This is a genomic window from Kitasatospora hibisci (genome assembly GCF_043950205.1).
Taxonomy (GTDB): Bacteria; Actinomycetota; Actinomycetes; order Streptomycetales; family Streptomycetaceae; genus Kitasatospora; species Kitasatospora hibisci.
In genome coordinates, this window is the sequence record NZ_CP171642.1 from 7,460,465 (window position 1) to 7,484,600 (window position 24,136).

Annotated in this window: 21 protein-coding genes and 1 pseudogene; 11 read left to right on the plus strand and 11 right to left on the minus strand. The window is 75.2% G+C overall.

Annotated elements, in window-relative coordinates; translation table 11 throughout:
• Positions 1-151 precede the first annotated feature (151 nt).
• Entirely contained in the window at positions 152-796 is a 645-nt protein-coding gene (locus tag ACF9IK_RS32480) for a class I SAM-dependent methyltransferase (protein ID WP_395297643.1), read from the minus strand.
• A gap of 264 nt (positions 797-1,060) precedes the next feature.
• On the opposite strand from ACF9IK_RS32480, the gene ACF9IK_RS32485 reads away from it, so the two are divergent.
• From ACF9IK_RS32485 to ACF9IK_RS32505, 5 genes and pseudogenes are all read left to right on the plus strand, one after another.
• Positions 1,061-1,810 (plus strand): sigma 54 modulation/S30EA ribosomal C-terminal domain-containing protein, encoded by a 750-nt coding sequence (locus tag ACF9IK_RS32485; RefSeq protein WP_395298740.1) that lies wholly within the window; start codon positions 1,061-1,063, stop codon positions 1,808-1,810.
• Positions 1,811-2,010: 200 nt separating this feature from the next.
• Positions 2,011-2,412, plus strand: coding sequence for a pyridoxamine 5'-phosphate oxidase family protein (locus ACF9IK_RS32490; protein WP_395297644.1), 402 nt, complete (start codon positions 2,011-2,013; stop codon positions 2,410-2,412).
• Positions 2,413-2,752: 340 nt separating this feature from the next.
• Positions 2,753-4,465: pseudogene (gene ctaD / locus ACF9IK_RS32495) on the plus strand (aa3-type cytochrome oxidase subunit I); the annotation flags it as partial.
• 333 nt (positions 4,466-4,798) lie between these two features.
• Positions 4,799-5,332, plus strand: a complete 534-nt coding sequence (locus tag ACF9IK_RS32500) for a hypothetical protein (protein ID WP_395297646.1) — start codon at positions 4,799-4,801, stop codon at positions 5,330-5,332.
• Positions 5,333-5,565: 233 nt separating this feature from the next.
• Positions 5,566-6,285, plus strand: coding sequence for a response regulator (locus tag ACF9IK_RS32505; protein WP_395297647.1), 720 nt, complete (start codon positions 5,566-5,568; stop codon positions 6,283-6,285).
• Between the two features lie 529 nt (positions 6,286-6,814).
• Here the strand turns inward: ACF9IK_RS32505 and ACF9IK_RS32510 are convergent.
• The gene (locus ACF9IK_RS32510; protein WP_395297648.1) at positions 6,815-8,023 is read right to left on the minus strand and encodes a hypothetical protein; all 1,209 of its coding nucleotides are present in this window, start codon (positions 8,021-8,023) and stop codon (positions 6,815-6,817) included.
• A gap of 284 nt (positions 8,024-8,307) precedes the next feature.
• On the opposite strand from ACF9IK_RS32510, the gene ACF9IK_RS32515 reads away from it, so the two are divergent.
• Positions 8,308-8,871, plus strand: a complete 564-nt coding sequence (locus ACF9IK_RS32515) for a pyridoxamine 5'-phosphate oxidase family protein (protein WP_395297649.1) — start codon at positions 8,308-8,310, stop codon at positions 8,869-8,871.
• A gap of 87 nt (positions 8,872-8,958) precedes the next feature.
• Here the strand turns inward: ACF9IK_RS32515 and ACF9IK_RS32520 are convergent, their stop codons facing one another.
• Positions 8,959-10,656: a sensor histidine kinase gene (locus ACF9IK_RS32520; protein WP_395297650.1), complete on the minus strand. Its 1,698-nt coding sequence runs from the start codon at positions 10,654-10,656 to the stop codon at positions 8,959-8,961.
• Positions 10,657-11,224: 568 nt separating this feature from the next.
• Between ACF9IK_RS32520 and ACF9IK_RS32525 the strand changes: the two genes are divergently transcribed.
• Both ACF9IK_RS32525 and ACF9IK_RS32530 read left to right on the plus strand, forming a co-directional pair.
• Entirely contained in the window at positions 11,225-12,094 is an 870-nt protein-coding gene (locus ACF9IK_RS32525) for a universal stress protein (protein WP_395297651.1), read from the plus strand.
• Between the two features lie 352 nt (positions 12,095-12,446).
• Positions 12,447-13,454 (plus strand): Acg family FMN-binding oxidoreductase, encoded by a 1,008-nt coding sequence (locus tag ACF9IK_RS32530; protein ID WP_395297652.1) that lies wholly within the window; start codon positions 12,447-12,449, stop codon positions 13,452-13,454.
• 116 nt (positions 13,455-13,570) lie between these two features.
• Here ACF9IK_RS32530 and ACF9IK_RS32535 read toward each other — a convergent pair whose 3' ends face one another.
• Genes ACF9IK_RS32535 through ACF9IK_RS32545 form a run of 3 tightly spaced genes read right to left on the minus strand, consistent with a single transcriptional unit; the run spans position 13,571 to position 16,613 of the window.
• Positions 13,571-14,110, minus strand: coding sequence for a copper chaperone PCu(A)C (locus ACF9IK_RS32535; protein ID WP_395297653.1), 540 nt, complete (start codon positions 14,108-14,110; stop codon positions 13,571-13,573).
• Positions 14,107-16,434, minus strand: coding sequence for a heavy metal translocating P-type ATPase (locus tag ACF9IK_RS32540; RefSeq protein ID WP_395297654.1), 2,328 nt, complete (start codon positions 16,432-16,434; stop codon positions 14,107-14,109). Before ACF9IK_RS32540 ends, ACF9IK_RS32535 begins: the two co-directional genes overlap by 4 nt.
• Positions 16,431-16,613, minus strand: a complete 183-nt coding sequence (locus tag ACF9IK_RS32545; protein WP_395297655.1) for a hypothetical protein — start codon at positions 16,611-16,613, stop codon at positions 16,431-16,433. The genes ACF9IK_RS32540 and ACF9IK_RS32545 overlap by 4 nt, the downstream gene beginning before the upstream one ends.
• A gap of 214 nt (positions 16,614-16,827) precedes the next feature.
• Between ACF9IK_RS32545 and ACF9IK_RS32550 the strand changes: the two genes are divergently transcribed.
• Positions 16,828-17,100: a hypothetical protein gene (locus ACF9IK_RS32550; RefSeq protein ID WP_395297656.1), complete on the plus strand. Its 273-nt coding sequence runs from the start codon at positions 16,828-16,830 to the stop codon at positions 17,098-17,100.
• 16 nt (positions 17,101-17,116) lie between these two features.
• Here the strand turns inward: ACF9IK_RS32550 and ACF9IK_RS32555 are convergent, their stop codons facing one another.
• The 3 genes from ACF9IK_RS32555 to ACF9IK_RS32565 all read right to left on the minus strand — a co-directional run bounded on the left by ACF9IK_RS32555 (position 17,117) and on the right by ACF9IK_RS32565 (position 19,560).
• Positions 17,117-17,506 carry a hypothetical protein gene (locus tag ACF9IK_RS32555; protein ID WP_395298741.1) on the minus strand — a complete coding sequence of 130 codons (390 nt, stop codon included), beginning with the start codon at positions 17,504-17,506 and terminating at the stop codon, positions 17,117-17,119.
• Positions 17,507-17,853: 347 nt separating this feature from the next.
• A complete protein-coding gene (locus ACF9IK_RS32560) occupies positions 17,854-18,387 on the minus strand; it encodes a hypothetical protein (protein WP_395297657.1) in 534 nt (177 codons plus the stop codon).
• Positions 18,388-19,224: 837 nt separating this feature from the next.
• Complete coding sequence (locus ACF9IK_RS32565) at positions 19,225-19,560, minus strand: hypothetical protein (protein ID WP_395297658.1); 336 nt, start codon at positions 19,558-19,560, stop codon at positions 19,225-19,227.
• Between ACF9IK_RS32565 and ACF9IK_RS32570 the strand changes: the two genes are divergently transcribed.
• Positions 19,541-19,840 (plus strand): hypothetical protein, encoded by a 300-nt coding sequence (locus ACF9IK_RS32570; RefSeq protein WP_395297659.1) that lies wholly within the window; start codon positions 19,541-19,543, stop codon positions 19,838-19,840. The two genes, ACF9IK_RS32565 and ACF9IK_RS32570, sit on opposite strands and share 20 nt — an antisense overlap.
• Before the next feature lie 57 nt (positions 19,841-19,897).
• Here ACF9IK_RS32570 and ACF9IK_RS32575 read toward each other — a convergent pair whose 3' ends face one another.
• Positions 19,898-22,261, minus strand: coding sequence for a lamin tail domain-containing protein (locus ACF9IK_RS32575; protein ID WP_395297660.1), 2,364 nt, complete (start codon positions 22,259-22,261; stop codon positions 19,898-19,900).
• A gap of 397 nt (positions 22,262-22,658) precedes the next feature.
• On the opposite strand from ACF9IK_RS32575, the gene ACF9IK_RS32580 reads away from it, so the two are divergent.
• On the plus strand, positions 22,659-23,567 hold the full coding sequence (locus ACF9IK_RS32580; protein WP_395297661.1) for an alpha/beta fold hydrolase: 909 nt from the start codon (positions 22,659-22,661) through the stop codon (positions 23,565-23,567).
• Positions 23,568-23,660: 93 nt separating this feature from the next.
• On the opposite strand, the gene ACF9IK_RS32585 is transcribed toward ACF9IK_RS32580, so the two are convergent.
• Entirely contained in the window at positions 23,661-24,080 is a 420-nt protein-coding gene (locus ACF9IK_RS32585; RefSeq protein WP_395297662.1) for a PPOX class F420-dependent oxidoreductase, read from the minus strand.
• Positions 24,081-24,136 lie beyond the last annotated feature (56 nt).

Below are 24,136 nucleotides of genomic sequence, written 5' to 3' on the forward strand. Positions count from 1 at the left end.
GATCCGCTCCCCTCGTCACCCGCGACCTCCGGCGCCGCCCTCGTCGAGCCCTCCGCTCCCTCGGGTCCCTCCGGCCCCTCCGCCCTCTCCGGCCTGGAGCCTTCTGGCCTGCGCGCGCCGCGTCGCGCGTCCGTGGGGCGCGGTCGGCCGGTCAGCGCCGGGTGACCAGGAGCTGGGTGGCGACCGCCGGACGCCCGTTCATCGTCCGCACCGGCAGGGTGCGTTCGGCGACCGGGTCGAAGGCGCCGAGCAGCGCGTCCAGCCACTCCCGGGTGTGGTGGCGGCAGACCGCGCCGTCGCTGGTCTCGAACACGCCGTGGCGGCCGTACCGCCCGGCGAACCGGGCGTAGCGCTCGCGGTTGCGCTCGTCCGGCTGCAGGCAGTAGTCGCTGACATAGAGCAGGCCGCCGGGCCGCAGTACCCGGTGCAGCTCCGCGACCAGGTCACGCTGGGCCGCGTCGTCCGGCACGCAGGTGAGGACGGCGAAGAGCAGTGCCGCGTCGAGCGTGGCGTCGGCGTGCGCGAGCCTGGGCGGATCGGTCAGCACGGTGAACCGTGCCGCGGGCTGCTCGGACCGGGCCCGGTCGACCAGGGCGGGTGCCACGTCGACGCCCTCGACGTCCGTGAAGCCCAGCGCGGCCAGATCGCCGGCGAGACGGCCGTAGCCGCAGCCGTAGTCGAGCAGCGCCGCGCCGCGGTCGAGCCCGGCCAGCCACGCGGGGTGGAGCGGGTGGCCGAAGGTCTTCGCCGTGCCGGCGGAGTTCCAGTAGTCGGCCTGGTTGTCGAGAGTAGGCATGTCCCGATCATTCCACGGAGTGGCGGACGGGTCGTGGTGGGGCGACGGCCGGGTCGGCCGGCGGGTCGTCGACGGGCCGTCGGTCGGGCCGCGGCGGGCCGTGGTGGGGTCCAGGGGCAGGTGGGGTGGGGCCGTTAGGCCCTTGTCGGTGGTCGCGCAGGGAGGGAGGGTGGGCGCCGAACAGGGTGTGCGACGCAGGCCCGGGGCAGGCCCGGCGGCGCACGGAGGGACAGGAGAGGGTCCGAAGTGGGCGGGTTGGTCACAGTGCAGATGGACGGGCAGCTGGCACGGGGTGCGGCGGCCGATGCGCGGGCCCGGGTCGCGGCCGTCGCGGGCAGGGCGGACGCCCTGGTCGAGGCGGTCCGGGTGCGGGTCGGCCGGATCGGCGCGGGGGCCGTGCTGGCGCAGGTGAATGCCGAGGTGAACGGCCGGCGGATCCGCGTCCAGGAGACCGCCGCGGACCACGGCGAGGCGTTGGACCGGCTGGCCGAGGGGCTGCGCGGCCGGATCGCCACGGTGGCCGCCGGCTGGTCGCCCCGCCCGTGGCCGCGGCGGGTGCGCGGCCGGGGCCCCGCTGCCGCCCCCGTACCGGACACGCCCCGACCGCTCGCGGAAGTCCCTTGCGAAGGAGAGTCGTTGAGCATCGTACGGCGCAAGCGGGTGGGCCTCGTCCGGTGCTCGCCGGATGCCGCCGCCCGGACCATGGACGCGATGGACTTCGACATCCACCTGTTCACCGACCCCGTCACCGAGACCGACGCCGTCGTCTACCGGGTGGGCCCCACCGGGTACCGGCTGGCCCGGACGGCTGCCGCCGGGCCGCCGCTCCGGCCGGCCGTCCCGTTCACCCTGAGCCCCTGCGGTGCACCGGAGCTGACCGAGGAGCAGGCGGTCGCGCGGCTCTCCGCCGCAGAGCTGCCCTTCCTGTTCTTCGCCCACCCGGCGACCCGCCGCGGCCGGGTGCTCTACCGCCGGTTCGACGGGCGGCTCGGGCTGATCGCGGCCGCCTCGTGAGCGGCGAGGCCGTGCGCAGGCGAGTCCGGGCGCGGCGCCGTCCGGCCGGGTCGGCAGCGTCGGTGGGGTCTGCGGGGGTGGCCGTGCCGTCCGGGGTGTCCGCTCCGCCGGTGCCGGCGTTCGGGGGCGTTCCGACGCCCGGCGCAGCGCCGCCGGCCGGTGCGCTCCCGCCGGACGGGGGCGTACCGCCGCGTCACCTCGTGCCGCTCGAACGGGCCGAGGCGCTGAAGCTGTTGGCCGGCGTCCCGTTCGGGCGGATCGTCTTCACCTCGCGGGCGCTGCCGGCCGTCCGCCCGGTCAACCACCTGCTGCTGGACGACACCGTGGTGATCCGCACCCACGACGGCGCCGCGCTCAGCGGGGCGGTCGGTGCGGAGGAGGGCGTCGTCGTCGCCTATGAGGCCGACGCCATCGACCCGGTGACCAGGCTCGGGTGGAGCGTGGTCGTCACCGGCTACGCGCGTCCGGTCACCGATCCGGACCAACTGGCGCGCTACCGGGAGGTGTTGCACCCCTGGGTGGCGGCCTCCATGGACCACACCGTGGCCATCCGGCCGGACCTCGTCGCAGGCTTCCGCCTCACCGCGGAGGCCGACGGGTAGCGCCGTCCGCCACGGGCCGCCGGTCTGTGGCAACTCCCCTCCATCGCAAGCTCGCTGGACGGGGTCCTGGAACGCGCCGGTACGGGCCGTCGGAGTTCGCCCCGACTCCACGCCCCGTACCGGCGCTTCGGCGTGCCTGGAGCGGTCCGACGGGGCCGTCCGGCGGCCCGCCTGCGGGGTGGCGTCCCGGCCGGGCCGGTCGGCAGAGGTCCCGGGCGCAGGCCCGGAACCGAGGCCCACCGACCCCCGGGCGCTGGGTCCAAGGACCCTGGGGCGCAGGGGTGTCGAGTTCTGATCATGGATCGCCATCCATCCGCAGTAGTTCCGAAGGAGTGCGTCCTTGAGCGCCATCGAGGCACAGGGCGACAGCGCGCCGCCGCCGTCCGCCGTCCGGCCGGGGGAGGTCCGGGTCCGAAGGCCCGGCTCGGCCCTGGTCAGGCTGCTGACGACCACCGACCACAAGACGATCGGCTCCATGTACCTGGTGTCGGCGTTCGGGTTCTTCCTGATCGGCGGCATCCTCGCGCTGGTCATGCGCGCCGAGCTCGCCCGGCCGGGGACGCAGATCCTCTCCAACGAGCAGTTCAACCAGGCCTTCACCATGCACGGTTCGGTGATGCTGCTGCTGTTCGCCATGCCGCTGTTCACCGGCTTCGCCAACTGGATCATGCCGCTCCAGATCGGCGCCCCCGATGTGGCCTTCCCGCGGCTGAACATGCTGGCCTACTGGCTGTTCATGTTCGGCTCGCTGATAGCCGCCGGCGGATTCGCCACCCCGCAGGGCGCGGCCGACTTCGGCTGGTTCCTCTACGCCCCGCTGTCCGACGCGGTCCACTCGCCCGGCGTCGGCGCCGACATGTGGATCATGGGCGTCACGCTCTCCGGCTTCGGCAGCATCCTCGGCGCGGTCAACTTCATCACCACCATCATCTGCATGCGCGCCCCCGGCCTGACCATGTTCCGGATGTCCATCTTCTGCTGGAACGTGCTGCTCACCTCGGTCCTGGTGCTGATGGTCTTCCCGGTCCTGGCCGCCGCACTGCTGGCGCTGGAGTGCGACCGCAAGTTCGGCTCGCACGTCTTCGACCCCGCCAACGGCGGTGCGATGCTCTGGCAGCACCTCTTCTGGTTCTTCGGCCACCCCGAGGTGTACATCCTCGCCCTGCCGTTCTTCGGGATCATCTCCGAGGTGATCCCGGTCTTCTCGCGCAAGCCGATGTTCGGCTACGCGGGCCTGATCGCGGCCACCGTCGCCATCGCCGGCCTCTCGGTGACGGTCTGGGCACACCACATGTACGTCACCGGTCAGGTGCTGCTGCCCTTCTTCTCGTTCATGACCTTCCTGATCGCCGTGCCCACCGGGGTGAAGTTCTTCAACTGGGTCGGCACCATGTGGAAGGGCTCGCTGAGCTTCGAGACCCCGATGCTCTGGACCGTCGGCTTCCTGGTGACGTTCCTCTTCGGCGGGCTCACCGGCGTGCTGCTCGCGGCCCCGCCGATCGACTTCCACGTCTCCGACTCGTACTTCGTCGTCGCGCACTTCCACTACACGCTGTTCGGCACCGTCGTCTACGCGATGATGGCGGGCTTCCACTTCTGGTGGCCGAAGATGACCGGCAAGATGCTCGACGAGCGACTCGGCCGGATCACCTTCTGGACGCTCACCATCGGCTTCCACGCCACCTTCCTGGTGCAGCACTGGCTCGGCGCGGAGGGCATGCCCCGCCGCTACGCCGACTACCTCGCCTCCGACGGCTTCACCACGCTCAACACGGTCTCCACGATCGGCTCGTTCCTGCTCGGCCTGTCCATCCTGCCGTTCCTCTACAACGTCTGGAAGACCGCCAAGTACGGCGAGAAGGTCACGGTCGACGATCCGTGGGGCTACGGCCGCTCGCTGGAGTGGGCCACCTCCTGCCCGCCGCCGCGGCACAACTTCGCGACGCTGCCGCGGATCCGCTCCGAATCCCCGGCGTTCGACCTGCACCACCCGGAGATCGCCGCCATCGACCACCTGGAGAACACCGGCGAGCCGGCCAAGCACCTCGCCGGGGTCGTCCCCGCCGTGTACGACACCCCCGTCCGGCGCGGCCTCGCCCGTTCGGCCGAGGCCGCGCCCGGCGGGCCCGGGCGGTCCCGGCAGGCGGCGCCGCCACAGGCGCCGGGGGCGGCGAACGGGCCGGCCGCGCCGGAGTCGCAGGAGCGCTGACACGGTCGCCGGGGCACCGGCCCCGGCGGCCACCCGAGATGCCGTCCCCGCCCGCCCCTCCCCGATGCCCCCGGCCGGGCGGGGACGGCCGCACCGATCACCACCCCGGGCGCCGACCATCGCCCGTCCGCACCCGCACACCACCGCTCGAACCCCATCGGCTGAGGAGCGCACGGCATGTCCCACACCGTTCTGGCCATCGGCACGGCCGCCATCACCGCCTCCGGCTGCGTCTGGTACCTGCCCGCCGTCGCCGACCTCCGGGCGGGCGACGACCGCCCCCGGTCGGTCCGGACCGCGGCCGCGGCCTGCGTCGTCTGGTGGGCCGCGCTGGCGCTGGCCGGCGGACTGCTGCTGGCCGTGCCCGCCTGGCAGCCCGCGGCGCAGGTCGCCCTCGCCGGACTGGTCGCCGGCGTCCTGCTGCGGATCCGGGCGTTCGCACAGAGCCGGGCCGAGCGGCGCGAGGACCGGCTGCGCTGGGCGATGCTCGAAGCCGGGCCCGTTCCGCGCGGCCCGCGCCCGGCGGCCGTGGCCCTGGTGGGCTGGCTGCTGGTCGGCCTGGCGGTCTCCTCGCTCGGCGCGCTCTCCATCCTGCTGGCCGGCGGCGGCGCGCTCGCCCCCCGCCTGGCCGCCGCGGCCGGCAGCGCGGTGGCGGTGTCGGGGGCGTTCCTCCTCGTCGGCCTGGGCAACGCCCGCCGCCACCGCCCCTGACCGGACGTCCGCGGCCCGGCGCGGGGCACCCCCGCGCCGGGCCGCCTGCACGTAGGGCCGCGGCGCCGGCCCCGCGCGGCCGCCTCCCGCCCCGACCGCGGGCGGGCGCTTTGCCGCGCGGGCGGAGCCGCGCCGAAATGGGGCCGTTGGGCCCTGGGGAACCGGCCACCGACCAGGCATGATGCGATGGACCCGCGGCAGCGTGCCGGGGCACGGGAAGGTGGAGCCGCGAGATGGCGAGCATATCGGGGGGCGTCGAGACGCCGGCGCCGGTGAGGGTGTTCCTGCTGGACGACCACGAAGTGGTGCGCCGCGGCGTCCACGACCTGCTGGACAGCGAGCCGGACCTGGAGGTGGTCGGCGAGGCCGCCACGGCCGAGCAGGCCCTCGTCCGGGTTCCCGCGCTGCGCCCCGACGTCGCCGTGCTGGACGTCCGCCTCTCCGACGGCGACGGTGTGGCGGTCTGCCGCGAACTCCGCTCGCGCATGCCCGACCTGGCCTGTCTGATGCTCACCTCGTTCGACGACGAGGAGGCGCTGCTGGACGCCGTGATGGCGGGCGCCGCCGGATACGTCCTCAAGCAGATCAGCGGCACCGACCTGGTGTCCGCCGTGCGCACCGTCGCCTCCGGCCGTTCCATGCTGGACGCGGGCGCCGCGACCCGCCTGCTGAACCGCCTGCGCAGCGACGCCGAGCCGGCCCAGCCGGCCACCGCCGGGCCCGAGCTCACGGCGCGCGAGCAGGAGGTGCTGGAGCTGATCGGCGAGGGGCTGACGAACCGCCAGATCGGCGAGCGCCTCTACCTCGCCGAGAAGACGGTGAAGAACCACGTCTCCCGGCTGCTGGCCAAGCTCGGCGTCGAGCGCCGCGTCCAGGCCGCGCTGATCGCCACCGAGCGACGCCAGTCGCCCGCCCCCGCGCACCCCGGCCAGCACGCCCGTCCACGCGGCTGAACCCCCGGACGGGCGAAGCGCGTTCGTCCGCCGCCCTGCTTCCGTGCGCGATGGCGGCTGTGAAGTCGCTGGCCGATCGTCGGAACGCAGTGGTAGAGGTTCGGGGTGACAGTGACACTTGAGGCTCGGCGCCGCACTCCTCGTCACCGGGATCGTCCTCGGCGTCACAGCCCTGCTCCGGTCGGCCAGCCGCATGCTGATCGCAGGCACCACCATCGACACGCTGCTGCTCCTCTACCTGTTCTTGATCACGGCTCAGGGAGCGAGTCACCCGTAGGGGCGATGGTCGATCACCGGTACCGCCGCGACTTCCGGCCGTCCTCGGGCAGCTCGGCGCCGCACTGATCGCAGAACCTGGGCGCTCGCCTGGCCGCACCTCCGGCATGCGCCCGACCGGGCCGCGCGGCCCGGCCGGGCTTCGGCGCTCCCGTCCTCCCCGTCGGCCTCGGCCGGGTCGCGCAGGGGCCGCAGCACCCCGCAGGAAGAGCGCTGCAGAGAGCCCGGATCGACGTCTTCGGCGCCGACGGCCCTACCGCTGCTCCGAGCGCCGGTTCAGGAGCACCCCGCGGTGGTGCCACGCGAGCTGCAGCAGCGCGGCGCCCGCCGGCTGCATCGGCTCGCGGTCGGCGAGGCGCTCCACCTGCTCGGCCGTGAACGGGATGCCCGTGGCGTGCCCGGTGCCGTCGTCGAGCCGGACGCGGTGTCCCTCGTCATTGTCGGCGACCATCCGGGCGAAGACCTCGTCGAACAGCTCGGCGTCGAACACGGCGACGGTGAGCAGGTCGGTCACGAAGGTGAGCGGGTCCACGCCCAGGCCGAGCCAGTACATCCGCAGGGTCCCGGCCGACCGGGCCGAGGCCAGGGTCCGCTGGAACGGCCAGGCGTCGTAGTCGATCGGGGTGGTGCCGCTCCCGTAGTCCTCGCCGCCGCCGAGCAGTTCCTCGCTGAGCTCGCGGACGACCGACCGCCAGAGGTCGAAGTCGTTGGCCTCGTTCCACGGCGCGTCGTGGGAGGCCTGGAACATGCCCGCCGGCATCACCTGGAACAGCCCGCCGCCGCTGGCGACCTTGGCCGGGTCGCGCCAGTGCAGGACGAACTCGGCGGTGCCGGTCCGCCGGTCGTGGCGGACGGCCAGCGTGCTGACGGCGGCCAGGACCGGCCGCCGGGCGAGGTCGGTCGGATCGCCGACGACGTCCCGGAACGGGGTGGCTCCGGCCTCCGGCCCCGGCCCGCCGGGTGCGGACAGGGCCGCGGCCGCGTACTCGTGAGCCGCCGCCTCGCAGGTGTCGATGACGTCGAAGTAGCGGCCACGGCCGAACGTCAGCGTCGGAACGGCGGCGTCCTCCGCCACCTCCAGGAGCCGGTAGCAGCCCCGGTTCTCGAAGAGCCGGGGCCGGGCCAGGCCGCCGACCGCGTCGGCGTAGGTCTCGTACGGGGTGCCGTCGGCCCGCCGGGGGAGGACGGCGTCCAGCTCGGGGCGGCGGCCGTCGATCGGAGCCGCCGGGGCCGGCTCCTGCCAGCGCAGCCGGACCCGGTCCAGGGGGACCGGCGCCGCGGGAATCCAGTGCCGGCGCGCCAGTAGCCTGCCGCCGGGGGCGAACTCGCGCGGGGCGTGCCCGGCCGCGGCCGAGCGGGTCAGCTCGAACCGGCTGCGGTTCAGGTGGTCGCGCACCTGCCGCCACCGCTCCCGGCTCGCCTCGGGCGCGACGGGCTGCTCCGGCGGGGGACTGGTGGACACGGCGCTCCTCGGGATCGTGGCGGGCTGCCGCCGGCCAGCGTACGAGCCGGGCAGCGGTACGGCGTCGGGCACCCGGGCCTGCCTGCGCGGGCACCCGGGGCCGGACTGCGCCGGGTACCCGGGCCTGGGGGCGTACTGCCGGTCGATCCGTGTGCTACAGATCCGTGCGCCTCCGGTCCCTGTGGCGGGCCTCCCGCCGGATCCGGCGCGGGCCGCCGGACGGGACCCTCGGCAGGACCATCGGCCCTCGTCGTCCCGGGGCCCGGCGGGCGACCATCGCTGGCATGGATGCCGATCGTGAAGCGCAGTCCCCGCAGCAGGAGCCGCCCGGTGAGGCCGGGCCGTACGGCGCCCCCAGCCGGGATCTCGCCGCGGGCCTGGCCGCGGACGTCGTCCTGGACCGTTCCGCGGACGTCGGTCCGGCCCCGGAGCTGGACGAGACGCGGGCGCTGGAGCTGTTGGCCGGCACGCCGGTCGGGCGGGTCGTCTACACCCTCGGCGCCCTGCCGGCGGTGCTGCCGGTGCCGTTCCGGGTCGACGAACACGGCGGTGTGCTGTTCGCGGTCGACGCCGGGTCGGAGCTGGTCCGGGCGGTGGACGGTGCGGTGACCGCCTTCGAGGCCGACGACGTGGACGACGGCGACGGCACCGGCTGGTTCGTCACCGTCCTGGGCCGCGCCGAGGTACGGCCGGCCGAGGTCGCCGGTGGTGACGGGTTCGCGGGGCCGGACCCGGCGGTCGCTCGGACCGGCCCGGCGTGCGAGGACCGACCCACGGCCCGGAGCGAGGTGCTGATCCGGATCGGCCCCGAGCTGGTCGTCGGCCGGCGGCTGGCGGCCGGACCCTGACCGGGGACGGCGGCCTCCCGGGTGGGAGGCCGCCTCCCGCCGTGCCGCGCCCTGCCCGTGCCGCGCCCCGCCGTCGACGGCGGGCACTCAGACCCCCAGCGGGGCCTCCCACACCAGCCTCGCGCCGCCGCCCTCGGCCGACTGCAGCTCGAAGCTGCCGCCGACCTGCTCGGCCCGCTCGGCGAGGTTGCGCAGCCCGCTGCGCCGCCCGCCGTCGGGCACCCCGACCCCGTCGTCCGTGACCGTCAGCGTCACCCGACCGGCCAGCGCCCGCAGTACGACCTCCACCCGGCTCGCCCGGGCGTGCCGGGCCGCGTTGCTGAGCGCCTCGCCGAGGACGGCCATGACGTGCTCGGCCAGCTCCTGCGGCACGTCCGTGTCGAGCAGGCCCTCCATGCTGAGCCGGGGCGGGAAGCCCAGCGTCGCCTGGGCCTCGCCGACCGTGCGGGTGGCGCGGGCGCGCAGACCGCGGTCGGGCTCGCTGTGGGCGCGCAGGCCGAAGATCGTCGACCGGATGATCTTGATCGTCTCGTCCAGGTCGGCGACCGCCCGGCTGACCCGGTCGGAGGCGCTGCGGCTCTCGATCAGCCGGCCCGCGCTCTGCAGCGTCATCCCGGTGGCGAAGAGCCGCTGGATGGCCAGGTCGTGCAGGTCCCGGGCGATCCGGTCGCGGTCCTCCAGCAGCGTCAACTGCTCGGCGTCTCGCCGCCGTTCGGCCAGTTCCAGAGCGAGTGCGGCCTGGTCGGCGAAGCCCAGCAGCGGGCCCGTCTCCTCGGCCGTGAACGGCTCCCGTCCGCTTGCCCGGGCCAGCAGCAGGACACCGCGCCCGAACCCGGCCCCGGTGCCCAGCGGCACCGCCACCGCCGGCCCGAGGCCGGCGAAACGGTTCGGCCGACCGGCCGGGAACCGGGCGTCGCCCGCCAGCTCGTCGCTGGTCACCGGCGAGCCCGAGGCGTACGCGGCCCCGGAGAGGGTGCCGTCCACCGGCACCGTCACCCCGATCCGGCCGCTCGGGTCGGCGCCCAGTGCCACCTCCACGGTGAGCTCGGCCGCCCGCTCCTCCGGGCTGGCCAGCGCCACCGAGACGTCCGCCAGCTCGGCGCCCGCGATCTCCCGTGCACGGCGGGCGATCAGCTCCACCACCTCCAGGCGGGGCGCGCCCGAGAGCAGGCTGCGGGTGATCTCGGCACTGGCCTGCAGCCAGCGCTGGCGCCGCTGCGCCTCCTCGTAGAGCCGGGCGTTGTCGATGGCGACCCCGGCCGCGACCGCGAGGGTGGCGATCACCGCCTCGTCGTCGGCGTCGAAGTCCAGACCGCCGCGCTTGTCGGTGAGGTACAGGTTGCCGAACGCCTCGCCGCGCACCCGCACCGGCACCCCGAGGAAGGTGTGCATCGGCGGATGGTTCGGCGGGAACCCGACGGAGGCCGGGTGCTCGGACAGCACCGGGCAGCGCAGCGGCTGCGGGTGGCGGATCAGCTCGCCGAGGATGCCGCGCCCGGCCGGCAGCGGCCCGATCGCCTCTATCTCCTCCTTGGTCAGACCGACCGTCAGGAACTGCGAGAGGGTGTGCCCGTCCGGCCCGATCACGCCGAGCGCGCCGTAGCGGGCGTCGACCAGGTCGGCGGCGGCCTCGACGATCCGGTGCAGGGCCTGTGAGAGGTCCAGCTCGCGGCCGACCGCGAGCACCGCCTCCAGCAGGCTGTGCACTCGGTCGCGGGTGCCGCGGGCCGCGTCGATCCGCCACTGGAGCTCCTCCAGCAGTTCGTCCAGGCGCAGCTGCGGCATCCGGGCGGGTGCGCCGTTCCGGGCGATCGGTGCGCCGGAGTGGAGCCCGGGGGCGGCGGCAGGTGCGCCGGATCCCTGGTGTTCTGCCGGGGTACCGCCACCGCCTGCGCCCGCCCCCGGGCGGGCTGCCGCCGGGCCGTCCGCCCCGGCGCCCGCCGGGCAGGCCGTCATGGTGCCCGTAGGGTCGCCCGCAGGGCGGGCAGGTCGGCCGTTCGCCGAACCGCCGGTGCCCGCCCGCGTACCGTCCGCGCCGCCCACCGGCGTCCTCCTCGTGGGTCTGTCCGTCTCGTCGTTCTGTCCGCCGGGTCCGCACGCATGCGGAACCACCCTCCGGTCGCCCGACCAGAAGGACTGTCGGATTCACGGTAGTGCCCGGGGAAGCATGTCCGAAACGCCGGGGCCGGGGCGAACTGCCCCGGCGGGTCCGGTGGGTGGGACCAAAGGCCCGGCGGTGCGGGCCGTGCGGCTCTGGGCCGGGGTGCGGCCCGACGGCGAGGGTGGGGTTGTCGGACGGCGCGTCAGGGAGTGCCGCCCGCCCAGCACCGGCCCGCAGCGGAAGGAACCTCCCATGACCCCACCTGTTCTGGTCGGAGTCGACGGCTCGCCCGAGAGCACCGCCGCCGCCCACTGGGCTGCCGAGGAGGCACTGCGCCGGGGCGCGCCGCTGCGCCTGGTGCACGTCTGGCCCTGGCTGACCGACGGCCGGTCCGCCCTCGCCGACGCCGACTCGCTGCCCGCCGGTGCTCTGCGGATGCTCGCCGAGATCGCCGGCACGCTCCGGACCGGCCACCCCGGCCTGGACGCGCACACCGACGTGGTGCTCGACGCCGCGGTGGACGGCCTGGTGGCCGCGGCCGAGGCCGCCGGCCTGCTGGTCCTCGGCTCGCGGGGCCTCGGCGGCTTCACCGGCCTGCTGCTCGGCTCGGTGAGCCGGGCGACCGTCGCGCGCAGCTCGTCCCCGGTGGTCGTGGTCCGGCCGGCCGAGGCGCAGGCCGGGGCGGCGACGGGTGCCGTTCCGGAGGTCCTGGTCGCGGTCGACGTCCAGGCACCGAACGAGGCCGTGCTCGCCTTCGCCTTCGAGGAGGCGCAGCTGCGCGGTGCCCGCGTCCGCGCCGTCCACGGCTGGGACCTGCCGCCGGCGTTCGCGGCCGTGGGCTTCGTCCCGTCGCCGCCCGAGACGGCGGAGCTGCAGGGTCTTGAGGCCAAGGCGCTCACGGAGGCCCTGGCGGACTGGCGCGAGCGGTACCCCGGGACGGAGGTGGTCGAGGAGGTCCGGCTCGGCCCGGCCCGCGCGGTGGTCGAGGCCTCGGAGACGGCCGAGCTGGTGGTGATCGGGCGGCGCCGCCGCCCGCACGACTTCGGCCCGCGTCTGGGCCGGGTGGCGCACGCGGTGCTCCACCACGCGCAGGCACCGGTGGCGGTCGTGCCGCACGACTGACGGCGGTGGGCGGTGGGCGGCGTGCGGCGGCTGGTGGTCGACTGGTGGTGGAGGTGGGTGGCGGCCGGTCCGGCGGGCGCCGGAACCCGGGCCGTTCGACCCTGCCGTCCGGCCGCCGCCGGGCGCACCCTCGGGAGTACCGGCGCACCCCCGGGAGTACCGGAGCCGGCCCCGCCCGGCGCACGCGGCGGGCCGCGCAGCCGGTCGAACGGGCTTCCTTCGGCGTCACCCGGTCGACCGGCCCGTCCGGCCGTCCGACCCGACCGCCTCGACCCACCCGACCGGCCCGACCCGGCCCGACCCGGCCAAGGAAGAGACCAGAGGAAAGGCCAGAGGCAAGGAGAGGATCACCATGACCGAGCCCACCCTCACCCCGGCCGACCTGCGGTTGCTCGCCGCCGCCGGCGGCGCGGCGCCGTCCCTGCACAACAGCCAGCCCTGGCGGTTCCGCCCGACCGAGGACGGGCACGGCATCGACGTGCTCGCCGACCCCGCCCGTACCGTGCCGCTCGCCGATCCCACCGGCGCCGCACTGCACATCGCGGCCGGCGCGGCCCTGTTCAACCTGCGGGTTGCCGCCCTCCGGCTCGGCCGGGAGCCGGCCGCCCAGCTGCTCCCGGACCCGGACGCCCCGGGGCTGCTCGCCCGACTCGACCTCTCGGCGGCCGTCCGCGACGCCGAACCGTTCGGCCGGGACCTCCACGCGGCGATCACCCGACGTCACTCCAGCCGCCAGCCGTTCAGCAACCGCGACGTCCCGGAGGCGGTGCTCGGCGAACTCGTCGCCGCCGCCGAGGCCGAGGGCGCCATGCTCGCCGCACTGGAGGAGAGCGGCGTCCGGCGGGTGCTAGCGCTCACCGCCGAGGCGGAGGACCGGACCTCCCAGGATCCGGACCGCCAGGCCGAGGCCCGTGCCTGGCTCCGCTCCGACGACGTGGCGGGCGAGGCCGTCGACGGCATCCCGTTCGCGGCCCTCGGCTCGCAGGACCGCGACGCCCGCGTCCCGATGCGCGAGTTCGCCGGCCGCCCGCCGCACCGGGACGCGCCCGCGCGGCCGGCCGAGCGGTTCGAGGCGCTGCCCCAGCTCTGCATGCTCGCCACCCGCACCGACCGGCCCGCCGACTGGCTGCGCACGGGGCAGGCGCTGGAGCGCGTCTGGCTGCTGGCGACCGTCCACGGCGTGCGCCTGACGGTCTGGCACCAGGCCATGGAGTGGCCCGACACCCGCTGGGGCCTGCGCGATCCGGCCGACGGCCCAGGCCACGTCCAGCTGGTGCTCCGGATCGGTTACGGCCCGCCGGGCAGCGCGACGCCGCGTCGCCCGGTCGAGGAGACGCTCGACGCGCCGGTCACACACTGATCGGTCGCGCCGCGGGGCGCCGCCGGCCGGAAGCTGCGGGGCGCCGGTCCGGAGTGGGAGGTCGGCAGGTCCGACTTCCCACTCCGCCTGCCAACCGGGTCAGCCGCCGCCGTGGCTCACTCCGGGCGGTCGGCGCGCCGACCGCCCGGTGGGACCACCTCGGCCCGAACGGTGAGGTCCGGACTGTGCCGGAAGCGGAGTGTGAACTCCACCCACTGGCCGGCCCGCAGCGGCGGCGGGCCGACGATCATCAGATCGGTGTCCTCGGGCGACATCGCCAGCTCGCCGCGGGCAGGGACCGGCAGTCCCGCGGCCGGCTCCCACCGGCCGGACGCGCCCCGGTGCAGGTGCCGCTTCAGGGTGATGCGGCCACCGAGCTCCCAATCGGCTCCGATGAGTTCGTCGGGTACGTCGCCGGGGTTGCGGACCGTGAAGAAGGCCGTCGCCGCCGATGTCGCCGTCGACCCGCCGGAGGCGGGCAGCAACACCCAGCCGGGCCCGGCCTCCACCGGGCGCTGCCGCCCGGCCCCGCCGGCGGCCGTCCAACCGCAGAGCAGGGCCAGGGCCACCACGGCCGCCGCCACCGGCGGCCCACCACCCGCCACCCGCTCCACCGCCCGCCCGGGCCGGCCCGCCCGACCTGTCCGCGTCCTCACCGGGCACCCCCGGCGTTCCCGGCCATCAGGGCGCCACGGCCACCCCGCCGGCCCCGTCCGCCCGGCCGTCCGCCGCCCGAACCGCCGCGCGCCGGCTGCCACGTCCGCAGCCGCAGGCTGTTCCCCACCACGAGCAGCGAGCTGAGCGACATCGCCACCGCCGCCAGCATCGGGTTGAGCACCCCGACCGCCGCCAGCGGGATCAGCACCACGTTGTACCCGAACGCCCACAGCAGGTTCGCCCGGATCGTGGCCAGCGTGCGCCGGGCCAGCCGGACGGCGTCCACCACCGCCTCGATGTCGCCGCGCACCAGCGTCAGCCCGGCCGCGCCGATCGCGGCGTCGCTGCCCGAGGCCAGTGCCACCCCGAGGTCCGCGGACGCCAGCGCGACCGCGTCGTTGACGCCGTCGCCGACCACGGCCGTGGTCCGCCCGGCCGCCTTCAGCTCGGCGACCACCTCCGCCTTGCGCTCGGGCGTCGCCGAGCTGTGCACCCGGGTGATACCCAGCTCGCGGGCGACGGCCCGCGCCGCGCCGGGGCCGTCCCCGGTCAGCAGGACCGCCTCCAGGCCCATCCCGCGCAGCCGGTGGAGCGCCCGCCAGCTGCCGGCGCGCAGCGCGTCGCCGACCGCGAGGACGGCGGCCGGACGGCCGTCGAGCTCGGCCACCACCGGCGTCCGTCCGGCCTCCCCGGCCCGGGCCACCGCGGCGGCCAGCCCGGCCGGCAACGGACCCGCGGCGTCGTCGGGACGTACCACCCGGACCAGCCGCCCCTCGACCGTGCCGCTGACCCCGACTCCGGCGGTGGCCGTGAAGCCGGCCACCGCCGGAAGGGGCTCGGAGCCGCACCGGTCCCGGGCCGCCCCCACGACGGCCCTCCCGACGGGGTGCTCCGAACGGTGCTCGACGGCTCCCACCAGCCGCAGCACCTGGTCCTCGTCCACCTCCGGGGCGGTGGTCAGCTCTGCGAGCTCCATCCGCCCGGTGGTCAGCGTGCCGGTCTTGTCCAGCACCACCGTGTCGATGCGGCGCAGGCTCTCCAGCACCTCCGGGCCGCGCACCAGCACGCCCAGCTCCGCACCGCGACCGGTCGCGGCCAGCAGGGCGGTCGGCGTGGCCAGACCCAGCGCGCACGGACACGCCACCACCAGGACGGCGACCGCCGCGGTCACCGCCGCCTGGGGCTCGGCGCCCGCGCCGAGCCAGAAGCCGAGCACGCACACCGCGACCGCCAGCACGCAGGGCACGAACACCCCGGCCACGGCGTCCGCCAGCCGCTGCGCCCGGGCCTTGCCGGTCTGGGCGTCCGCGACCAGCGCGCTGATCCGGGCGAGCTGGGTGTCGGCGCCGACCGCCGTCGCCCTGACCACCAGGGCGCCGCCGACGTTCACCGTCGCCCCGGCGACCCGGTCCCCGGGGCCGACCTCCACCGGCACGCTCTCGCCGGTGAGCAGACCGAGGTCCAGCGCCGAGCCGCCGTCCACCACCACGCCGTCGGTGGCCACCCGCTCGCCCGGCCGGACCACGAACTCCTGCCCCGGCAGCAGCTGGTCGATCGGCAGCAGCCGCTCCCGCCCGGACCCGGGCTCGCGGACGCACACCTGCTTCGCGCCCAGCTCCGCCAGCGCCCGCAGCGCCGAACCGCTGCGCCGCCGCACCCGGCCCTCCAGCAGCCGCCCGGCCAGGACGAACAGCGGCACCCCGACGGCGGCCTCCAGGTAGACGTGGGCCGCGCCGCCGCCGTCCGCGGTCAGCGAGAACGGCATCCGCATGCCGACCTGCCCCGCGCCGCCGAACACGAGTGCGTACGCCGACCAGCCGAAGGACGCCACCACGCCGAGGCTGACCAGCGTGTCCATGGTCGCCGCGGCGTGTTTGAGGCCCTGCCAGGCCCGCCGGTGGAAGGCGGCGGAGCCCCAGCTCACCACCGGCACCGCCAGCCCGAAGCAGACCCACTGCCAGGCCGGGAACTGCATCGACGGCACCATCGACAGCACCAGGACCGGCACCGCCAGCAGCGCCGTCACCAGCAGCCGCCGGCGCTCGCCGGGCTCCTCCGGCAGGTCCGCCGCGGGCGGCGAGTCGGCGGCCGGCTCGGCCGTGTACCCGGCCCGCTCGACCGCCGCGACCAGCTCGTCGACACCTACCCCGGGCGGGTGCAGGACGCGGGCCCGTCCGGTGGCCAGATTGACGCCCGCCGTGACGCCCTCGATCCGCGCCAGCCGCTTCTCCACCCGGCTCACGCAGGCGGCGCAGGTCATCCCGCCGACGGCCAGGTCGGTGCTGACCGGAGAGCCGGCCGCCCGGTCCGTGCGGGAACTCACCGGCCCGCCCCCATGTCGTGCCCGCTCATCCCGGGCGCGCCCCCGCCGCCGCTGCCGGGCGTCAGCCCCGGCGCCACCGGCCCGGCCGCGCGCCCCGCGGCGAAGGCCACCCCGAACACCACCACCAACAGCAGGGCGAACCCCGCCAACACACTGAACGGCCGGCCACCCGGCGACATCGCACTCACCCCCCAGCAGTCGGGCGAGCCCGTCGGTTGGTTCCCGTACGGCCGACATGGCGCCGATCACACCGCCCGGGGCGGTGCGATCGGCGCCGTACCATCATGAGGATTCGGATTCGGGCGCTGAGGGGGCGGCGGAATGGCCGGGACGGGGATCAGAGGCGCGGGCAGCCGAACGGCGGACACGGTCGGGGCCTGGGTGTTCGGCGCCATGACGGCGGTGATCGACGGGCTCGCGCTGGCAGCCCTGCTGCGGGAGGCGTCGGGCGCCCCCGAACGGCACCGGACCGGCGTCAACCTGACGCTGGCCCTGCTGGCCGTCGCCCTGTTCGGCTCGCTGCTGGGGGCGGCCCTCGCCGGGAGCCGTTCGACCCCCCAACGCCGCTGGCGCTTCGCCATGACCGGCGCCCTCACCGCCCAGCTGCTCATCCCGATGATCCTGGCCGTCGCAGTGATGATCCACCCACCGACCTTCGTCTGGTGACGGCCCGTACGACGCCCTACCGCTCGGCCCCCTCCGGCCACACCACCCGCACCGGCACCCCACGGCCCCTCGCGTAGCCGACCACGTCCGCCGTACCCCCGTAGCCCCACGCGGGCTTCCCGTCCCAGACGGCCAGGAGCAGGTCGGAGAGGCCCACCAAGACTTCGCTGCCCGCCATGTGCGCGGCTGAGTCCGAGGCGGTCATCCCCGTACGGTGGACCGCGGCCGCACGGCTCAGCAGCCGGTCGTACAGAGGCTGGTGGTCGGCGGGGAGCGACTCCCGGTATTCCTCGGCGGGGATGACTACCTCCAGCGTGCCGCCCCGCTCCAGGACCAGCTCCGCGAACCAGGAGTCCGGGCCGTCAGCGATGCAGGACACCCCCGCCACGTCGCGCTGTTCGTCCAGTGCCGCACCGAGAAGAACCTGCCCAGGGCAGGCGTCTGCGCGAGCTGCTGCATGCTCGCCCTGCCCCGGAGACTGTCGGTCGACAGCTGGCACTCGGGCGGCAGGTGCGCCTCGTAGTCCCAGATGGCGCCTACACCGCCGAGCACGGGCTCAGCCCTGAGAACGGGGTTGTCCAGGACGGCTCCGACGCCGTGATCACACACGCCGCCGCGAGACGGTCTCATCCTCTTTTGCCGGGAGCCGGACGATCACGGCCACTGTGCCGCGGCGAATCATGCTGTCCGGCCCTGCGTTCGCTCGCATGCACGGAGCCATCCGGGCTCGGCCGGTCCGGGCCAACGAGCCCATCAGGCAGGTCGGCGCCGCCGGTAGTAGGCCCAGGCCAGGGCCAGCACGATCGGCCCCCACAACATCGCCGGGGTGATGCACACCCGGGCCAGGGCCGTCCACCATCCGTTGCTGTAACCCACCTCGGGCAAGACGCCCGCCCAGGCGAGCGGGTAGAGGTCGAACATCGCCACCAGTGCAAGGCTACCCAGGACCGCCGGGATCACCGCTGCGAGCGGCGCCACCCGCCGACCGCCGATAGACGGCACCCAGCGCGGCACCACCTCGCCCCACCCGCTCACCAAGCCGGTGGTGAGCAGAGCCAGTGCCTCGGTGAGCACACTGAGCCCGACGACGTAGAACGGAGTCCACCAGGGAGCGGCCGCCGGGGCCGCCGGGTCGATCATGCCCATACGGAAGTCGACGGCGAACGGCAGCCGCCACAGGCAGTGCGGCAGCACGACGAACGGGAGGGCCTTGGCGAGTCGGAGGGCCCAGACGGGGACGGGGCGCTCGGTGTCGCCGAGCGGAAGGGCGAGACGTGTGATCGGCATGATCCTCACCATCGTCGAACCTCAACGACAGTGCGTCGCCTGTACGCACGATCAGGATCCCCCACGGGAGCTACCCCTCGATCGTCCCGGCGGCTGACCATCGACAGGACCTGGGCGGCCATCTCGGAGGTCGGTTACGGGACAGCCCTCAACGGCACGCTGATCGATGACCGGTGGTGTGAATTCTTCTCTGAACGCGAGTGAAGGTAGGGGGAGCCTCGACGGCCCTGTCGACTGCAACTCCGACACTGCGGACAGCAATTGGTCGACCGGAGGACCTGCTGGACTTCTTCGCCTCGCCCGGATACCAGTCCGTTGGCTTGAACATCGAGGAAACCGAGGGCGTCAGCACTGCGCGTGCCACCCCGTCTTCCGAGGATGCAGTGGACGTCTGGCACCGCACCGTCAGCCGGTCGGAGTCCGGCGAGGGCCATGTGGCCCCGACCGAGTACCTCCCACACGACGGGTCAACCGAAGGACAACTGGAGTCCACTGCTGCGTTCTGGCTCGGCCGCTGGCCCGAGCGGCATTTGAGCGACAGGTCACGCTTCCAGGTCCGAGCGTCCTCGGCCGTCAGCCGGCCGCAGCCCTACCCTGCGGCCCCGGCCCCGCCGCCCACCCCAGGACCGGGACGGCGACTCGGGCCCGGCTTCTCGATGATCGCGGGCATTCAGCCCGAACGCGGTCTTCCACGCGGTCGGGGGATCCGGGGGCGGGGGCCCACTCGAACGGGGGAGCAGGGTTCGCGGTGAGGGGTGGTTGTTGCGAAGCATGGGGCGTGCGGGCCGTCGGGCCCGAGGCAGTGGAGTCGGGAGAGGGAACCTCGGTGCGCGAAGTTCAGGGACTGCCGCGTCGGTGCGGCGCGCGGGTACGAGTGGTGGCGTTCGTGGTGGCGGTGGGCACGGTCGGAGTGCTGGCGGCGTGCAGCAGCTCGTCGACCAACCCGTCGATCGCGACGGCGCCGGCCACGACACTGACCGCGGCGCCCGAGCCGTCGCAGTTCTCGGGGGAGCCGCCGTCCCCGCTGGCGTCGGCCGCGGCGTCGGCGCTGGCGTCGGCTTCGGCCGCATCCGCGTCCGCCGCCGCTGCGGCGGCCTCGTTCGAGGCGTCGGTGGCGGCGCAGGGCGAGGAGGCGCGGGCCCGGGCGTCGCAGGTGCTGGCGACGCTGGACACCGGCGGGAACGCGCTCGGGGACATCGTGATCACCGGGGTGCCGCGGGCCCGGACCGGGGGTCTGCACGCGGTCGTGGTGACCATCACGAACAGCGGCCTCGACACCGCGTCGTACGCGGTGCAGGTCGACTTCACCGACACCAGCGGCAAGACGGTGGACAGCTCGGTGGTCGGGGCCGAGCACCTGCCGGCCGGCGATCAGGCCCAGCCGGTCGCCTTCAGCAGGGCCCCCGCCGACCAGACGCTGCTCCCGGTGGTGGTCAAGGCCGTGCGGTTCTGACCCCGGCGACCGGCCGAGGCCGGAACCGCACGGGGCCGGAACCGCACGGAGGGCGCGCTACGGCAGGGGGATGCGGACGACCTGGGGGTCGTGGTCGCTGAGCTGGGTGGCGAACTCGCTGTTGAGGTGGACGATGTCGTAGTCGTACGGCCTCGCAGCCAGTGCCGGGGAGATCAGGATGTGGTCCAGCACCTGGGAGTTGCCCTCGTACACGTAGGTGTAGCGCTCGGCGGGCGGGAGGGTGCGCGGGAGGTCGACCAACGAGCCGCCGGCGGTCAGCAGGTCGGCGGTCCGGGAGAACTCGAAGTCGTTGAGGTCGCCGAGGACGACGACCGACGCGTTGGGGTCGACCGCGAGGATCTGGTCGGTGAAGCCCTTCACCACCGCCGCCTGGGCGTGCCGCTGGGTCTCGGACGGGCGGGCGGGCTGCTGGTAGCGGCCGAAGAGGGGCTGGTCGCCGCCCTTGGAGTTGAAGTGGTTGGCGATGACGAAGACCGGGCGGCCGTTCCAGCGGAACTCACCGGCCAGCGGCTTGCGGCTGGCGTTGAAGGCGGGGTTGGTGGGGTCGATCCGGCCGGGGGAGTGGAGGAGGGCCGGGGTGCCGCCGTTGTCGACGACCGAGTCGGCGGTGGCGGAGCCTGCGCCGGGGCGGTCGGTGAAGGCCAGACCGCGGTCGGTGCGGAAGAGGAACACCTGGCGGATGTTGCCGCCGGGCTGGCCGCCGTCCTGGTCGTTGACCGGGTTGACCTGGCGGTAGGAGTAGGCGGGGCCGCCTGCCGCGGTGATGGCGGCGGTCAGCTTGGCGAGGGTCAGGTCGGCGGCGACGGTGCCGTCGTCGTCGGCGCCGCTGTCGTCCTGGATCTCCTCCAGCGCGACCAGGTCGGGCGAGCGGAGGTTGGTGACGATGCCGGCCGCGAGGCCGTCGAACTTGCTCTGCGGATCGCTCGGCGCCAGGTTCTCCACGTTGAACGTCGCGGCGGCGAGCTCGCCGGCGGCGGCCGCGGTGGTGCTCTCGGGCACGGTGCCACCGGAGGCGACCGAGGGGGTCGCGGTGACCAGGAGCTTGAAGTTGCCGAAGGAGTAGTCGAGCACGCCGACGGTCGCGCCGCTGAGCGTGTCGCCGACGTCGGCGGTCGGGGTGGGGGCGAGCACGTCGTCGAGGAGCACCCGCTCCGGGTTGCCGTCGGCCGCCTGCAGCAGGATGCCGCCGCGGTTGGTGCGGGTGGTGCTGCCCTGCGGGACGACGGGGATCTCGCCGAAGCGGCTGCGCGGGCCGACCACGGCCGCGTTGTCGAGCTCGACCCGCATGCCCTCCAGGGACTCCCAGAAGTCGAGGCCGTCGGTGGCGGGCCGGAAGTCGCCGGCCGTCTCGACGTCGCCCGAGGTGACGGAGGAGATCACCGCGGCCGGGGGCACCCGCCCGCCGGCGCCGACCACCGTCGCGGCCGGCAGCGGGGCGTTGTGGGCGAGCACGGTGACGGTGGGGGAGGTGAGTTCGGTGATGGTGAGGTTGGTCCCGCCGGTGCCGCCTGGGCGGTACTCGGCCACGGTGGCACCGACCTTCACCGAGTCGCCGACGGCGACGCCGGGGGCGCCGGCCGTGTACACGTAGACGGCCTCGCTGGTGGACGGGTCGGCGTCCGGGACCGGGTCCTGGTACCAGAAGCCGCTCGCGCCGACGGCGGTGACCACACCGGGCACGGCGCTGACCGACGACCCTGCCAGCGGGGAGGTGCGGGCCGCGCCCTGGATGTCGTGTATTCGGGTGCCCCCGCCCGAACCGCCGCCGGTGTAGGAGGAGTTGCGAGGGGTCGGTGAACCGGTGGCGAAGTCGGCGGCGTTGTTGTCGGTGTCGGTCGCGCCGCTGCCGGACCGTAGCGCGGCGGTGGTGTTGGAGAGGTTGCCGGTCGGTGAGCCCTCGGCCGAACTGGCGGAGGAGCCGTAGCCGACGAAGTCCTTCACACCGGTCCGGGTGGCGCAGCCCGAGGCGCAGGTCAGCGCGGTGCCGCCGGTGACCAGGGCGACCTTGCCGGAGGTGGCGCTGAGCGCGAGGGTCCCGGTGGCGTCCGGGGTCGGCAGCGCCGTGCCCGAGCCGGACCCGGTGGCCTCCCGGACCAGGTAGTACTTCCCGGGCGCGATGCTCCCGGTCAGTGCGGTCCGCGACCAGGAGGAGCCGCCGGCCGAGGCGTACTGCACGGTCCAGCCGGAGACGTCCACCGCGGTGGTGCCGCGGTTGTACAGCTCGACGAAGTCGTTGGCGTACGGGGCGCCGGAGTTGCCGCCCCCGCCGTACACCTGGCTGATCACGACGTCCGGCGACACCGCCTGCGCGGTGGTGGCCGGAAGGGCCGGCAGCGCTCCCACCACGGCGGCGGAGACCACCGCCATCGTGCGGAGCCGGACTCGATCGGTTCGCCGCATGGGCTCTCCTTCCGACGGCCGGACAGGCGGGTGGCCCGCCGGGCCTGGAGGTCTGTGGATCTGACGGTCCTGCATTCCTGTGCTCTTGCGCTCTTGCGCTCTTGCGCTCTGAAGTGCGGGCACTCTGAAGAGCGGACGATCTGACGTTCTGACCGGTCGGTGGAACTTCGGGCGCTGAGGTTTGTAGCAGCACCAACCGCTCCGTACCGCGGGCGCGGGCCGACGACAAGACGTACAGCAGGAGAACAGTTGGTCGTCATGTACGCACCGGAGTGGTCGGTGCGGGGGAGGTGGCCGTCTGCGCCGGCGGCTTGGGCGACCGCCCGGCGCAGGAGTCTTGTGGCGCGGGCTACCGGCCGGTAATTCTTGTTGACTCCAGATCTCACAGAGGAGTCGCATGCCCGCCGACGTGACCTTCCCACTGCCCGCCCCGTACGGCCCGGGCACGGTGACCGCCCGCTACCAGCGGCTCGGCGCCGGCAGCCCGCTCCTTCTGCTGCACGGCATCGGCCACCACTGGCAGGCCTGGGAGCCGGTGCTGCCCGCGCTCACCGAGCGGCACGAGGTGATCGCGGTCGACCTGCCGGGGTTCGGCGCCTCGCCCGCCCTGCCGCCGGGCGTGCCGTACGGGCTGGAGGCGGTCGTCCCGCTGCTCGGCCGGCTCTGCGCGGCGCTGGGGATCGAGCGCCCGCACGTCGCCGGGAACTCGCTCGGCGGGCTGCTGGCGCTCGGGCTCGGCAGGGCCGGGCTGGCCGCGTCGGTGACGGCGCTCGCCCCGGCCGGCTTCTGGACGGAGGCCGAGCGCCGCTACGCCTACGCCGTCCTCGGCGGGATGCGGGTCGGCGCGCGGCTGCTGCCGCAGCCCGCCGTCGAACGGTTGGCCCGTACCCGCGTCGGTCGGGCGGGGCTGGTCTCCACCATCTACGCGCGCCCGGGCCGGCGCGATGCCGCCGCGGCGGCCGCCGAGACCAGGGCACTGCGGGAGGCGACCGGGTTCGAGCCCACCCTGTCGGCCGGCCGCGGCCTGCGCTTCAGCGGAGACCTCGCCGCGCTGCCGGTCACCGTCGCCTGGGGTTCCCGGGACCGCATCCTGCTGCGGCGTCAGGGCGTCCGCGCGCTGCACGAACTGCCCGACGCCCGGCTGGTGCGGCTGCCCGGCTGCGGGCACGTGCCGATGAGCGACGACCCCGCACTGGTCGCCCGGGTGATCCTGGACACCTGCGAGCGTGCCGAGCACTGGGACGCCCGGGTCGGGCGGGTCGCCGCGTACGGTCCGGCCACCGGGCACGGGCCTGCGCCTCTGTAGCGGGCCCGCCGTGGCTGCGCCGGGGCGGTCCGGGCGGTCCGGGGTTCCGGCGGTCCGCAGCCGTCGGTCACCCGGCCCGCCCGGCGGAGGGCGTCAGTCGGTCAGCGTGATCCGGATGCCGACGGTGCCGCGATCGCCGCGCCGCAGCCGGCTGCCGAGCAGGGTGAGCACGCCCAGGAGGCCGTACTTCTGCCGCAGCAGCGTCCGGTAGGCGGCGGTCCGCTCGGGCCCGAGGATCTCGGCGGTGGCCGGGTACTGATCGCCGGTCGGCCGGCCCTTGACGTCGCAGGGACCGACCATGACGTCGGCGCGGTTGCGGATCCGCTTGGCCTTCCAGGAGTCCGAGACCGTCCAGATGCCGAGTGCGTCGCCGTCGCGGACCACCCAGACCGGGGTCGGCACGCCGGTGCCGTCCTTCTTGTAGGTGGTCACCAGCAGGTAGCTCCCGGATGCGAGGCGGACCAGGCGTGCGAGCCGTTCCTGCTGGGCGGGGTCGGGCGTTGCGGCGTTCATGCCGGGAAGTCTAGGCCCTGTCCTGGCCCGCGCCGGGTCCGCCGACGCCCTCGCCG